This window comes from Bacillus sp. SRB_331, from assembly GCF_003264175.1.
Classification (GTDB): domain Bacteria; phylum Bacillota; class Bacilli; order Bacillales; family Bacillaceae_G; genus Bacillus_A; species Bacillus_A mycoides.
In genome coordinates, this window is record NZ_NADV01000029.1 from 232,659 (window position 1) to 248,238 (window position 15,580).

Annotated in this window: 7 protein-coding genes; 3 read left to right on the forward strand and 4 right to left on the reverse strand. The window is 34.1% G+C overall.

Annotated features, from left to right (window positions below; genetic code table 11):
• On the reverse strand, positions 1-1,431 hold the full coding sequence (locus B5P42_RS19600; protein ID WP_113734990.1) for an ABC transporter permease: 1,431 nt from the start codon (positions 1,429-1,431) through the stop codon (positions 1-3).
• A 478-nt stretch (positions 1,432-1,909) separates the two neighbouring features.
• Here B5P42_RS19600 and B5P42_RS19605 point away from each other — a divergent pair, with 478 nt between their 5' ends.
• The 3 genes from B5P42_RS19605 (at position 1,910) to B5P42_RS19620 (ending at position 5,573) form a co-directional block, all read left to right on the forward strand.
• Positions 1,910-2,371: a GNAT family N-acetyltransferase gene (locus tag B5P42_RS19605; protein ID WP_002032325.1), complete on the forward strand. Its 462-nt coding sequence runs from the start codon at positions 1,910-1,912 to the stop codon at positions 2,369-2,371.
• Between the two features lie 394 nt (positions 2,372-2,765).
• Positions 2,766-3,767, forward strand: a complete 1,002-nt coding sequence (locus B5P42_RS19610) for an alpha/beta hydrolase (protein ID WP_113734991.1) — start codon at positions 2,766-2,768, stop codon at positions 3,765-3,767.
• Positions 3,768-4,616: 849 nt separating this feature from the next.
• Entirely contained in the window at positions 4,617-5,573 is a 957-nt protein-coding gene (locus tag B5P42_RS19620; RefSeq protein WP_113734992.1) for an alpha/beta hydrolase, read from the forward strand.
• Between the two features lie 88 nt (positions 5,574-5,661).
• On the opposite strand, the gene B5P42_RS19625 is transcribed toward B5P42_RS19620, so the two are convergent.
• From B5P42_RS19625 to B5P42_RS19635, 3 genes are read right to left on the reverse strand one after another with little or no spacing between them, the layout of a single operon-like run.
• A complete protein-coding gene (locus B5P42_RS19625; RefSeq protein ID WP_113734993.1) occupies positions 5,662-7,116 on the reverse strand; it encodes a pyridoxal phosphate-dependent decarboxylase family protein in 1,455 nt (484 codons plus the stop codon).
• A 55-nt stretch (positions 7,117-7,171) separates the two neighbouring features.
• Entirely contained in the window at positions 7,172-14,182 is a 7,011-nt protein-coding gene (locus B5P42_RS19630; protein ID WP_113734994.1) for a non-ribosomal peptide synthetase, read from the reverse strand.
• A gap of 32 nt (positions 14,183-14,214) precedes the next feature.
• Positions 14,215-15,192: a SagB/ThcOx family dehydrogenase gene (locus tag B5P42_RS19635; RefSeq protein ID WP_044440879.1), complete on the reverse strand. Its 978-nt coding sequence runs from the start codon at positions 15,190-15,192 to the stop codon at positions 14,215-14,217.
• Positions 15,193-15,580 lie beyond the last annotated feature (388 nt).

Here is a 15,580-nt window from a genome sequence, read left to right on the forward strand (position 1 = left end):
TTATTCATCTTTTAAAAGAATTTGTTTTGGATTCAGGCGTAGAATAGATAATGCTGGAAGAAGCGTTGCTAATATAGCAATAGCTAGTCCAATCCCCCCCATTTTCCCTACATCTTCGCCTGTTACACTTACATTAATTTTATCAATTGGATCCTCTTTTTGATTTTGTACAGTTCCACCAGGTCCAGCTACCATTACAGTTCCATTTTGTGAGGTGTTTGTTTCTTCTCCTGCTGTAGCAATTTCACTCGAAAGTAAATTATTCCCTATGAATTGAGAAATTTTTGCTCCTGTTGTTATAGATAATCCAAATGCTAAAATAGCGATACATACTACTTCTACTACGAACTGCGCCATCAGTTTCCACTTTTTCTCTTCAATGGACAATAGAATCCCCATTTCCTTACGACGTGCTTTAATCGATAACATAATGATTAACCCTAAAATAATCGCACCTGCAATTGATACAATATAAATAATCATTTGAGAAGTAGATGAGATATTTTCGATAGGCCCAATCATTTGTTTGTACAACGAATCATGTGCATCTAATTTATAATAATTAAAATCAATATCAGATTTTTTTGCTTCTTCTTTAAATGCTTCAATGTTTTGTGGATCTTTCAAGAAATACACGACTTGAATGCTACTTATACCTTGATCTATTTCTAATTTTTTCATAGTTGAATGCGGCATATATAGTTTATTAGCTGGATCCATTATAGGAGGAGCTTGTTGCCCCATTGCTTGCTCATTCGTTTCGTAGATACCGATAATTTCAACCTCCAGGGTTTCCTTCTTATCCCCTGATTGCACTTTAACTTTGTCTCCTACTTTCAAGTTGTTTAATTCCGCTAATCGTTTTTCCATTAAAGCTACATTCTGATCTTTCATCTGTTCTGTAATTGGTTTCCCATCAATGATTTTACTTTTTCCATTCTTAGAGCTTTCTTGTAATGCAGTTTTGCGAACTCCCTCAATCATAAAAGAAGAATTCATATCTATTTCTGTACCGGAGCCTGAACCGCCTCGTACAGCCGCCATTCCCACCTTACCTTTTCCTTCTTCTTCTCCTTCTGAAGCTCCTACTAGTTTAAGTCCGTCAGAAATTCCGAGAGTGCTAGTTATGTAATTATAGTCTTTTACATACTTTGACTTCGCTAATTGATCTGATTCTTTTGTATTAAGCTTCGGTGGATTAGGCATCTCTCCAGTTTCCCTAGCTTGTTGACCTAATTTGTCAAAATCAAGACTTAAAGTAACATCTGCACCGAGTTTTTTTCTTGCTGCATCAGCAGCTTTTTTTGATGCATTTTGGATTGTGAATCCTGCCAACACTAAATTTGTAACAATTAGGAAAACTGCCATCAAAATTAATGATGTTCCTACTCTTTTTTTCATACTGAGAATTGCTCGTTTCATAAAGTTCATTTTTTCTTACCTCCTTGATAACTTGTATTCTATATAGGTTATCTAGAGTCTATATGGAGCTAATCGGTAGTTTATCTAGAGATATAAGGAGTTTATGTGTAGTTATTCATTGACCTGGTCAAGAAAAACCGGAATATGTGCAAATATGGCTTTAGATAGCATTGAATGAGAGCATACAAATCCATGCTTATTACGTAATTTCTATACAACAAATAAAAATCACCCTATTTGGATGGTTATATGTGTGCTTGTTAAATATGAAAATTCATTAAAGAATATGGAGGTTTATTGAAGTTGGTCGGATTCTCTAATAATAATATTGTGTTAAAAAGCCTAACTTATAATTTTATAAGTTAGGCTTTTATGCTATCTATAAGAAAAAGTTATAGAGACTCATAATATTTTATAATTTAACCTTTTGTATTTAAACAAGTAAAATAAAAGTAACAAGTGCATACATTAAGGAGGTTTTTTGATAGTGACAGAAACTATAACATTTAGGATTGCAACGGCAGATGATTTAGATGAAATTGTAAAAATGCTTGCTGATGATGTTTTAGGAAATAAAAGAGAGCGCTATGAAACACCACTCCCTGATAGTTATATAAGAGCATTTCATGCTATTGATTGTGATCCAAATAACGAGTTGATTGTAGCGTGTGATGGGACGGAGATTGTCGGTATTCAACAAATTACATTTACGCCTTACATTGTACGTCAAGGGGGTTGGAGAGCTACAATTGAGGGTGTACGGACGGCCTCATCAAAACGTGGTAAAGGTATAGGAAGTAAACTTATTAAATGGGCTATTCAACGTGCTAAATTACGGGGATGTCATTTAGTACAGTTAACAACAGATAAAGAACGACAAGAAGCTTTACACTTTTATAAGAAATTAGGTTTTAAAGATTCTCATGAAGGATTAAAACTCTTTCTCTAATGAATATAGCTATTTATATACCAAAAAGACGTATATTGTAAGGTTAATTAACTATAGGCTTCGAAAATTATGGTAACTATCACTGTATTAAATATACAAATTGACACATTGTCTTTCATATAAATTACGTCACTTCAAAAGGTGTACCTTTTGATACGAAAATAAGCAAGTTAATGTTCTCTTTTATGAATGAGAATATTAACTTGCTTTTTAGGTTTTTGTAAAAGATATTTATAGTTTTATTTTATTGATAGCTTTATAATATAATATACAAATTCCCCACCTGTTTTATAATTCAAGCATCTACTATTAGGAAAAGAGAATATTTTACAATTAATTTACAGCATAAATTTTGTCCATCTTTTAGACGATATGTATTTTGGAGGAGGTTAATTTGATTTTTTCAAAACTCATTGATCGATACGCCTTGTATGATTTGCACAAAAAAAGAAGTGTAAAGTTTCAGTATACTTCTCTTTCTAACACCTCACTATATATAAAGGACATAGAATTTTTTTATAAAGTAAAACCATCTCATATTCATTTTAACATTAAGCATTTAAAACAAGAAAAGGAATACATGGTTGGACAATTCAAATATAAAAGCTCGGTTCAATCTGGTGATTCACGCAACGATTCTGTCACTGGGGAATTATTTTTACATAAAAATGAAGATGCACCTCATGTCATCTTTGTTCACGGTTGGAGAGTGGATTCTAACGAACGTGTAAAAAAAATATTCCACGACCATATGACCAACTTGAAGTGGAATATGTATTATTTCACTTTACCATATCATTTTGACAGAAAACCGAACCAATCCCTATACAGTGGAGAGTACATGGTAAGTACCAATGTTGAACGAACTGTAGAAGCAACTAGACAAGCGGTAGCTGATTTACGAACTTTGATCAAATGGATTAAAGAAAATAAAAATGGCCCCTTGGTTTTAATAGGAATCAGTTTAGGTGGAGTTATTACTAACTTAACATCTCTTGTTGAACCAGAAATTGATGTGTTAGCATCCATTTTCTACGCGAATCGACTCTCTTATTCAATTTGGAAGACAAATCCAGGTAAATTTATTAGAGAAGATTTGGAACATCATGGTGTTACGTATGATGATTTAATAGCTTATTGGAAAATCACTGAACCGAGTCAAGCGTTACCAAAAGTAAAAAAAGAAAATATTTTATTAATTTCAGGTAAGCACGATCTATATGTGCACTCTGAGGATACGGACTATTTGTGGGAATCCTGGGAAAGACCTACAAGATATATTTATACATGTGGACATGCCGGGATTGTTCTTAAACGTAAAAAAATTGCAACTGATACTATCAATTTTATTCAGAATCGATTGAACTCCTCACACTTCCCCAAAAACATACCTTAAAGTGAGGGATTACTAAGTATAGAATCTTATACTTGTAATCTTTCATTTTATACCAAGTTCATTTCATATGGAAAAGGGTTACTCATCATTTTCACCAGGGGCTTATTTTTATAAAAAGAAATTATTGTTGTTTACCCTTTATATGCAATATTACATATAAAAATCTTTAATTGTTCTGTTATAATTTTAAGAGTAAATTATTCATCCATTAATTTACACCATCCATATCTACAGTTATGGAAACCCTAATTACATATAAAAAAGAGAAGAACCTTGGTGAGTTCTTCTCTTTTTTATATTTTTTTAAGATTACTATCCAAAGTAATTATTGCAATTACTTTAAGCTGGCTTTTGAATTATAAATTCTGATTTTCATACTTCTTCATGAGTCTAGATAAGAAAAAAGAATCTACTCCTTTTCTAGCCAAATAAAAGGAATTTTTTTAAACAGTTATTTTAATTTGTACTGTTCTCCTATATTAATGCCTGCCCATGAGTATTTCCCTGAATTATATATTAAGGAATGAAAATGTATTAATTCTTTCCGAGTATGAATTCGAATAGGTATCACTTGCAATATGTCATTAAAATAAAAAGGATTATCACTTGGTTTAATTAGAAAACTAAGTGTACATAAATACAACGACATGAAAACACTTTGCTCCTAAATCCACTACTTGTATAATTGGTTGCGTGAAACTCCTTCTTGAGAAAGGTTTTAATTTCCGAATATTCTGTTGACTGTTGTCGCATATCCAATTTACAATTTAATTGTGATATTTTTTCACAATTAAACTACTTAGAATACACTTCATTTATTTGAAAACAATTACAAATAGAGGTGCTAAAATGAAAACAAGAGTAAATCCAGAGTTATTACAAGGGTTAGAGATGTTTCCAAATCTCGATTTACACCCGGAAAACTTGCAATCAATCAGAGAAGGAATAGCTCAAATGAGACCACCTACCGTTGTTGATGAATCCCTTTCATTAACAGATGAAGTCATTGTTGGACCTGATGATAATCCGTTACCATTAAGAATTTATCGTCCAAAATCAAATAATGAGCCTTTACCTGTCTTATTATGGATACATGGTGGTGGTTATATCTTAGGGTCTATAGATGATAACGATGATACTTGTATGAGGTTTGCAAAAGAAGCTGGCTGTGTGGTCGTGTCTGTAGACTACCGCTTAGCACCTGAACACCCTTACCCAGCACCAATTGAGGATTGTTATTCAGCTTTAAAATGGATTGCTGATAATGCGAAGTCATTAAACATTGATTCGAATCGAATTGGGGTTGCAGGAGTAAGCGCTGGAGGTGGACTAACAGCAGCATTATCATTATTAGCCCGAGATCGAAAATATCCTTCAATTTGTTTACAGATGCCACTCTATCCAATGATTGATGACCGAAATAATACACCTTCAGCGAATGAAATTAAAGAAGAATTTGTTTGGAATCAAAAGGCAAATGAAGCTGGTTGGAAAATGTATTTAGGAGAAATGTATGGAACAGATCAAATCCCTGTCTATGCAGCGCCTTCTCGAGCAGAGGATTATAGTGATTTACCATATACTTACACATTTGTTGGTCAATTAGATCCATTCCGCAGTGAAACATTAACCTATGTAAGCAAACTAGCGCAAGCTGGTGTTGATGTCGAGTTTCATTTATATCCAAATGCCTATCACTGGTTTGAAGGGTTAAATCCAAATGCCGATGTATCTATTTACGCTGTAAACGAAATGGTACAAGCAGTAAAGACTGGTTTCAAAAGAGTCTCTAAGGTTAAGGCTTAATCCCTTTACAAGAAAAACACTCGTAAATAGTATAATAGCCGATTCTCATTTAGAATCGGCTATTAATATGTAAAATCCACCTAATATATCAAGGTTGAGAAACAGATATAAGATGTTTAGGCGATGTGTTTATTTCCTCTGCCAACGCCTTAATGCTCATCATGATTTGAATTATTTCTTCTAATGTTGTCCTCGGGTTGATAGAGCAAAGTCGGATTACTACTTTTTCTTTTAATTTAGTCGTACTTAGCATAGCAAATCCTCTTTGATTAATTTCTTCCACCAGTTTTTTGTTTATTTCATGAATTGTTTCTGTAGACGTTCGCTTACAAGGAATATAACGAAAAGTAACAATTCCTAATTGGGCAGGTGTTACTACTTCCCAATCTTTTTCTTTCCTTAAAAACTCTTCAACTTGTTCAGCCAACATAATGCCATGATCTATTGCCTCACGAAAAGCTGTGACTCCAAATGCTTTAAAAGAAAGCCATACCTTTAATGCCCTAAATCTACGAGAAAGTTCAATTCCACGCTCCCCAAAATTCACTTTTTCTTCTATATTAGTTTCCGTATCCTTAATATACTCTGGGATCATACGGAACGTTTTACTTAAATATTGGCTATTGCGAATGAGTACACAACCAACATCATAAGGCTGAAAAAGCCATTTATGCGGGTCTAACGTCAAAGAATCAGCACGATGAATTCCTCTTAACACCTCCCTTCCTTTTTCACTGAGAATTGCTGCAGCCCCATAAGCACCATCCGCGTGTAGCCATACATCTTCATCACCACATAGATCAGCCAATTCATCGAGGGAGTCCACCGCTCCGCAATTCGTTGTCCCTGCACTAGCAATAACACAAAATGGTTTTTTCCCTTTTAATCGATCTTCTTTTATTTGCTTTCTTAAAGTACTAACTGAAATTCTTAAATCTTCATCTGTTTCAATTCGGCAAATTTGATGATGTTTAAAACCTAATACTTTAAGTGCTCGATCTACAGAAAAATGAGTTTGGTTAGAAAAATACACAACCGCATTTTCTATGTCATTATTCAGCTTGACCTGTCTCGCTACAGTAAGTGCAGTCAAATTAGCCATGGAACCGCCACTGACAAATAACCCTTCAGCTGAATCAGGGAATCCTAGCATTGATTTTAACCAGTTGATTGTCGTTAATTCAATTTGTTCAGCACCTGCACCTACTATCCAAGCTGTAGGAAATACATTAAACCCACTTGCTAAAAAATCTGCTATTACACCAACATAATTATTAGGACCTGGCACAAAAGCCATAAAATGAGGATGATCCACATGAGTAATTTGATTAAACACATTGTTATTAAGAAAATGAAGTAACTCTTTTGGATTGGATCCGTTTTCTGGAATCGTTTCAATTAGCTTGTCTCTAAAAATATTACTATCAATCGTTTCCGAAACTGGTTTACTTTTTAAATGATTCATATGATCAACAATCAAGTCCACCGCTTGATATCCTAACTGACGCATCTCTTCGGCTGATAACTGCAAGTTTTTTGTCATTTGGTTTACTCCTATTCTATTTAAAAAGGCGAGTTCTTGCTCGCCTTTTCATTTTTTATAATTTGTAATCACCGATTGCCTGTATTGGATTTTGAAGAATCATGTTGATTAACTGATGGATGTGATTCAATATTTCCTGTATTTTCTCCGCTTCATATACGGTTTGATCATATCCAAACTTTATTGTAAGTTTCTCTTCAGGGAAGCACATAATTCCATACTTTACATGAGGCTCATCAACAACTTCGTAATCTGTGATGGCAAAATTTCTGTTTTCATTTGAAGAAAAGATAGCTGAGTTAGTCGGATAGTTTTCAAAAACCCAAAGATGGTCAGTCAACTCAGTTTTTAATTCACTTTGTTTTTGTATATCAACAAATGAATAGTATGCATACTCATTACATTTCAATGTTTCTAGTTGTACTTTTTGCAGGAAGTCCACAAAAGATTGCGTTTCTGTCCATGCTAGTCGGATAGGCAAAACATTTGTGAACAGACCGAACATATTTTCAATCCCTTCTACTTCGGGAGGTCTGACTGATACTAGATTAGGTAATACTACTTCTCTCATTCCGTTGTATTTGCCAAGCAATATTCCCCATACAGCTAGTAATGCCGAATTCATAGTTATATTGTTTTTAGTTACAAATGTCTGTAACTGATTAGTCAAATCCTTATCTAATGTTAAATCCATAAATGTGAAATTTAACCCTTCACTTTGAGTTGGTACTTTCTTTTTAGGAATACTAATTTTCCGATTGTATCCTGATAAATAATCCCGCCAAAAATGACGTGCTTTCTCATGATCTCGTGCTACAGTCCAATCTATGAATGTCTCAAAAGGTTTCACCATAGGTAACTCTGCCCTAGTTCCCGCATTTATTGTTTCATAGAGCTGGAATAATTCGTCTATCAAAATGCTGACGCTCCAACCATCACATAATAGATGATGGGAACTCCAAACCACCTTATGCTCGTTATTTTCTAGTTGGAATATACAGAGACGGGTCATGAGTTCATCATTTTTGAATCCTTGACTTAAATTTTCATTCATCCACTGGTCTAGGAATTCTTGCTGTTCTTGTTTCGTCATCTCAATCAAGTTTTTTATCTCTGAAATCATTTGAACATCATGTAGAACAGCTTGCCAAGGTTGTGCTTGTTCATCTTGCACAATTATCGTTCTTAAAGAATCATGACGATCAACTAATTGTTGGAAACACTGAATAAAGAGATTAATATCCAGCTCCCCCTCAAGTGCCCAAATTGTTTGTTCGAAATATGCATTTGTATCAGGTTCAGTCGCAGCATGTTCATAAATAACTTCCTGGAAAGGTGCCAATGGGTAAATACGTTCTATTTTTATTTCTGGCATTTTTTCTTGTATTTTGATAAGTGTATGTTGATTAAGTTGTTTATCTTTAACATTTAGTAATGTAACTTTATTATCGTTCATTTTGTTTACATCACTTGTTTGCGAATTTGGAAGATGATCAAGCTTTTTAACAAATTGAACCATGTCTCCTAATATAGGAAATGAAAATAAATTTTTTGGCTCCAGCTCAAATCCTTGTCTATACAGTCTGACGGAAACTTGAATCGCTTTTATCGAATCTCCACCTAAGGCAAAGAAATGATCATTTACTCCAATCCGATTTACTTTGAGTACTTCTTGCCAAACACTAGTTAATATTTTTTCCATTTCCGTTTTTGGAGCAATAAATACTTCATTTGTTTGTTTCTCCGGAGTAGGGAGCGTTTTTCTATCTAATTTCCCGTTTGGAGTCAAGGGCAATTGTTCCAAATAAACAAAATAAGAAGGAATCATGTAATCTGGCAAGTGATCTCGCAAATGCTTTCGAAGTTCTGTTGTGCTAATATTTTTCTCAGTTACTACATATGCGACTAAAAATTTTATACCATACTCATCTGTCTGATCAATCACTACTGCATGTTCGACTTGTTTGTAAGTGAGAAGACAATGGGCGATTTCTTCTAACTCTACTCGATACCCTTGAATTTTGACTTGATAATCTTGGCGGCCTAAAAATTCAATATATCCCTCAGGATGCATTTTTCCACAGTCTCCTGTCTTGTAAATAAGACCAAAATCAGGATGTGATACAAATGCTTCATTTGTTTTCTGTTCATCATTTAAATATCCTTTAGCAAGGCCCACTCCCCCGATATATAAATCTCCAATTACACCAACAGGGCACATTTTCTTTTCATAGTTCAACACATAATACGTTTGGTTTGCCAAAGGTATCCCGTATGGAATACTCTTCCAATGCGATTCCACCTGTTTGACCGGATAATAAATTGACCAAATCGATGCTTCTGTTGCTCCTCCGAGTGAAACTACTTCCGCAATCGGAAAATGTCGCTTTATTTTTTCTGGTAAAGAAAGTGGAATCCAATCTCCACTATGTAAAACTAAACGCAAGGAAGAATGTTCAAAATGAGAACCTACTTGATCTAATGCCAAATCCATAATTGCAGGTACTGTATTCCAAATTGTAATTCCTCTACGTTCGACAGTACGGATTAATTCTTGCATGTCCCTTGGGTCACGAATCATTACCAACATTGCACCTGTGCTTAACGTTCCGAAAATATCGTATACAGATAAGTCAAAACACATAGAAGAAATACCAATAATACGATCATCTTCATTTACCTGATATTTTTGATTAATATCTTGAATGGTATTTGCAACCGCTTGGTGAGTAATAATTACTCCTTTCGGTTTCCCTGTACTTCCTGAAGTGTAGATAATATAGGCAAGATCTTCCGGACCAGCAATAGCAGGCATATCTTCTGTTGTGTATAATGACAAGTGGTTTTCTGCATAAAGACTAGGTTCTAATAAAAGTTTGCATGAGCTATTTTCTAAAATATATGTTTGGCGATCTGAAGGATGGTCGGGATCAATCGGAACATAAGCGGCACCTGCTTTTAAAATACCTATCATATTAGCAATTGTGTCAACTCGTCTTTGTGCTAAAAGACCAACCTTGTCACCTAGACCAATTCCTTGTTCTTTTAAAAAGTGCGCAACTTGATTGGAGCGCTTATGAAGCTCCGAGTATGTTAAGTAGTCTTGTTCAAAAACTACTGCTACTTCATCCGGTGTACGTTTTACTTGGTCTGTAAATAATTGATATAAAGTAGTCGACGGTATTTTTTCTGTTGTCTCATTGTATTGCTCAATTAAAGCATGGTCTAACTCTTTCATCTGCAAAGATGTTACGTCACTTTGTTTCACTAATTGTTCCAATAAGTCAACAAATTGGTGAAACATCGCTTCTATCACATCAACATCAAACAATTCTTCAACATAGTTCCAGCTAATTAATAACTCTCCATTTTTTTCAATTACCACATTATCCAAATACACTTGTGGAGTCCGAGCATGAATATGGCGAAGTGAACCAAGTTGTTCCCAAGCAAAAGCCCCCGCACCTGCTAGCATCGAGGTGAAAACAATTGGCATAACTGCTTTTGGCGTCATTTGATGATATCGAGTAAAATCTCGAATGAAATTAACTCCATCGTAATGGCGATGTTCGAGACCATCTAATAAAGTAGATTGCGTTTCTTTTACTCTAGTAAAGAAAGATTGATCTGGATTCACATCAACATCCAACAAGATGAGTGAAGTGAAATCTCCCACAATTTGCTCTACTTCTTCATGAACAGGATAACGGTTAAATACAGTCAAATTAATTGCCAATCGACGTTGATTACTCCAATATGCCAATACATCACCATATATTGTACAAAGCAGAGCCGAAGGAGTTACTTCTTTCTCTTGTGCTAACTTTCGTAGCTTTGTCCATATTTCATTGTCCAGGATCTTATTAAGTGATTGGAACTTAGGAGTAGCAATCTCTGCTGGATCCTTTTTTAACAGCAAAGAAGGCGCAAAGGGAAAGTCAGGAAGCTTACTTGTCCAATAATCTTTTGCTGTTTTATATTCTGTACTTTGTTCCAGTTCATCATAGATAAACATGTAATCTTGAAAATCAAAAGATAGAGGTTCTAACCTTTGCTCTGGTTTATAATAATAATGAAACAAATCCTGTCCAACGATGTTCATGCTTGCTCCGTCCATTAATAAAGCATCGTATCGAAAACATAATAAATACGTGTCTTCTTTTAAAAGAAAGGCTTTTAATTCAAACAAAGGCCATTGCCCTAAAGGAAATACATGATTAGTCATTCGAGAACGTTCTTCTTGTAAGCGAGCATTTTGATTCCTATCATCTAAATCTATGAGACTTACTATTTCAATCTCGTAATCAGGAACGCTTTGTAATATTTGCTGTTCTCCCTCTGGTAAAATTACAGCTCGTAACATCGGATGACGTTGAATTACCTTTTGAAAACTTTTTGAAAGACGATTGATATTCAATTCTGTTTCATATTCAAAATAAGTTTGAGGTGAAATACCACTTAATTCAAACTGTGAATTCCGTCCTAACATGTACGCTGTCTGAACCTCTGTTAAGGGAAATGGCTTAGACAAATCTTTAACATGGGTTGGTCTATTTTCAAAGTTTTCCGTTTTATGCTCTAACTTTACACAAGTACTAAGTTGAGCAATCGTGGGATGCTTAAAAAAATCTGTTGTACTTATTTTTAAGCAGTCTTTTCTTAATAAATTAATTACCTGAAGTGCTTTAATCGATTCTCCTTTTAAAGCAAAAAAATTATCATGAATACCGATTCCCTCAATCTCCATAACTTTTTCCCATGCATGCACCAATTTTTGTTCAATTTCATTGCGCGGGGCAACGTATGGAATTGATACATAATCTGTTTGTGTTATATCTAATAACCTTTTCCTATCTACTTTCCCATTTGGATTCAACGGAATCTCTTCCACCTGAATCATTTTTTCAGGAATCATAAACTCAGGTAATTTATCACTTAAATATTTTCTGATTTCATCAAAAGAGACCTTATTATCCGATACATAGTACGCAGCTAATAATTTCCTATTTCCATATACTTGATCAACAACGATAGCTTGGTTTATTTCTGGATATTCCCTTAACTGGCTTTCGATTTCTCTTAATTCAATCCGATATCCCCGAATTTTCACTTGATGATCCATTCGACCTAGATATTCAAGTTCTCCATTAGGCAACCAACGAACGAGATCACCCGTATGATACATCATTTCTCCTGCCGTAAAAGGACTCGGTACAAACTTTTCATCTGTCAGTTTAGATTTCCCAAGATACCCTCGTGCTACCGCCACGCCACCAATGCAGAGTTCACCCGGAATTCCAAATGGTTTTAATTGACCATACTTATTCAATATATAGGAATGATAATTCGGGTTGGGACTTCCAATCGTAACTTCTTTGGCAGAGCTCAAATCTTTTACTGTTGCACAAATGGTTGTTTCTGTAGGACCATAAATATTTAAAATTGTCGCTTCACTGATGCATCGAATTTTTTCAACCAAATCAATGGAAAATGCTTCTCCTGCTAACAAAATAGATTTTAAATCGTTTAGAAAATTTGCCCCTTCTGGATCACTCAAAATCACTTCCATTCGCGATGGCGTTGATTCCCATAAATCCACCTTATGTTCTTTGACCAAATAAGCCAATTCTTTTGTTGCGAACTGATCCTCTGTAGCAATAACTACTTTCGAACCTTGTGTTAAAGGCAGACATATTTCTAACAAGGAGATATCAAAAGAAACACTAGCAAGAAACAAGAATGACTGATTATCTTTTACTTTTTCTCTCATTACACTTAAAAAATGGACAAGAGATTTCTGTTCTACCATTACCCCTTTTGGATTCCCTGTCGATCCCGATGTGTAAATAACATAAGCTAAATCATTAGGATAACTTTCTCGAACTAAATTACTTTCCTCACCTTGGAAGAGATATTCCTCATCAAGATACAGCACTTCACCCGCAAATTGCGGCAATTCTACTTCTGTTCGCTTGCTCAGTAAACATTTCGCTTGACTATCTTGTAACATATATTCAATTCGTTCATTTGGATAGTTAGGATCGATTGGTAAATACGCTGCTCCTGCTTTTAAAATCCCCACCATGCCAATGATCATTTCCAATGACCGATCTACCATAACCCCAATAATACTTTCTTTCGAAACACCCTTACTTTGAAGAATAGAAGCCAATTGATTTGCTTTTTTATTCAATTCTCTATATGTCAAAGATTGATCATTACAAACAACAGCAATTTGATCTGGGGTTTTTAACACTTGTTCCTCAAACAAATCTTGAAATGATTGAGACAATTCTATGTCCGCCTGACCTTGATTCAATTCTTCTAGCAACTCTTTCTCTTCTTCTGAAATGATACAAATATCTTTCACAGCCAAATTCGAATTTGTTGACACTTGCTTTAAAACATAAAGATATGAATTTGCAAACTGTTGCAAAGAAGAGAATGAATGAGACTTGAAAGAAATTTGAATTTCAGATTCATTATGTATTTCATTCCATTTTCTTTGTATCCAGATGGCTAAATTATTCTCTGCATATTCTTCTATCGAATTTTTATTATGTAATCCTTCCATCCCAATAACAATTTGAAAAGGAGTTAAATGGTGTTTCGCTAATAATTCAGAGAGTGGATAACTCTGATTGTCATACCCGAATAAAGTCGTTTGTTCAATCTGATTTACTACTTGTTTAAAGCTGTGATGCGGATGGATTTCACTTCCTAAAGGAATCAACTTATTAAGATTCTCGCTTTGTTCAATATTCTTTTCAATTACAGGAATACCAATAGTAATCCTTTCTTGATCTGTATAGTGTGCCAAACAAATCCTTAACGCGGCCTGTAACCAGCTAAATAATAATAAATCTTGAGACTTAATTACTTTTTGTATACTTTTACTAAACTCTACATTCATTATGACTTGAACGTGCTCGCAAGGATTTTCTTTATTTAGTTGGTAACCGCTATTAAATACAGAAAAATCGAGAACCTCGGAAGATAACTGCTCCTTCCAAAAAGCCTCTACCCCTTTATTTTCATGAATCGAACTTCGATCTTTAATGTGCATTTTTATCTTTATCCCCCTAATATTCATTTCATCTATTCGTTAATTTTCAAGCCAACTTCAAGCCCATGGAGAAATACTTGATGGTTATCCAAACATAAAAATTGCTGAATCTCTTCAAATTTCATATGACCAACTGAACAAACGCCTAAATTCAATGTCTCAGCCACCATATTTAAGGTAGCAGTGATAATACCAGACTCAATACAAGCAAATAAATATCCATCTGAACCGTATTTCGGGATGGAAGCGTTCGCATTATAAACCAAATAAACTGAAAAGGCAGACTGAGTAAATAAATCTTGGTTAATTGACTCATGATCACTTTTGATTACTTGATCAATATTATTTACAATAACAAGACAGTTTTTTGATGGGTTATAATAATAAAACCCAGCTTTCATACCTTCTATACGTTTTGGTTTTATATAAATAAAGATATCAATAGGGTAGAGTCCGCCTGCACTTGCGTAATGATAGTATATATTTTCTTTCCTAACCTGTTTTAGAGTTGATATGAATTGGGAAAATTCTAAAAAACTAATATGTTTTTTCATATCAAATTGGCGACAAGACCTACGTTCCTTGATTATAGTGGGTAACTCATTTGTTGTTTCAAGTTGAATTTCGGTTGACCGCACAGCATGGTGTGTTCGATTCAATTGTTGACTCATATACTTATCTAAATCTTCTTTAGAAAAGCGAATCTGGTTGCTATATGGATTCGGAAAAATCTTTTCTTGTGTGGAAAATACTTCTCTTGGGGGTAATATGTTACTTACTAACACACGATTTTTTATCATAAGCTCTATTGTTTTTTGTGTCTCTTCTACATTTCCTAACGAAAAGTGCTCTACTAGTTCACTAATTTTCACACCTTTTTGAGTCAAAAAATAAAACTCAGGAAACCATTCAGACAGAACGCCTGCAAATCTTGTTTCTCCTATCAAAATTTCATTATGCAACTTCTCCCAATGCTTAATAGGAGACCAGTAATAAATTTGCTCGCTCATATAACCCTCCATAAATGTTTTACTTATTTTCAAAATACAATTTTCTAATCTACAAAAATAATCTTTAGATTCTGCCCCTTGTCTCATAGTGATTATAAATACATGTACTTCAACGAAGCTTGAGAATAATAAAATAACTTTTTCTTCATTAAATTTTTTTATTTCATCATAAAAAATGATTTTTTATTAGACATTTCACATCCTTTCCCATAGTAATCCTATAAGGTATAAAACATTTAGAACATTGAGAATTTTAATGTATTTCCAATGTGAAATTATTGTAATGGATTGGAAAGCAGATGGAAATAGTTATTAAACAAAATAATATTGAGAAAGTTTTATTTGTTATAGCGATAAAATTTTCTAATGAGATTTATTACAAATAGAT

Excerpts from the sequence above, each read along its gene's own strand:
- B5P42_RS19630 (WP_113734994.1), bottom strand. The coding sequence starts at position 14,182 with ATGCACATTAAAGATCGAAGTTCGATTCATGAAAATAAAGGGGTAGAG.
- B5P42_RS19620 (WP_113734992.1), top strand. The coding sequence starts at position 4,617 with ATGAAAACAAGAGTAAATCCAGAGTTATTACAAGGGTTAGAGATGTTT.
- B5P42_RS19625 (WP_113734993.1), bottom strand. The coding sequence starts at position 7,116 with ATGACAAAAAACTTGCAGTTATCAGCCGAAGAGATGCGTCAGTTAGGA.
- B5P42_RS19635 (WP_044440879.1), bottom strand. The coding sequence starts at position 15,192 with ATGAGCGAGCAAATTTATTACTGGTCTCCTATTAAGCATTGGGAGAAG.
- B5P42_RS19600 (WP_113734990.1), bottom strand. The coding sequence starts at position 1,431 with ATGAACTTTATGAAACGAGCAATTCTCAGTATGAAAAAAAGAGTAGGA.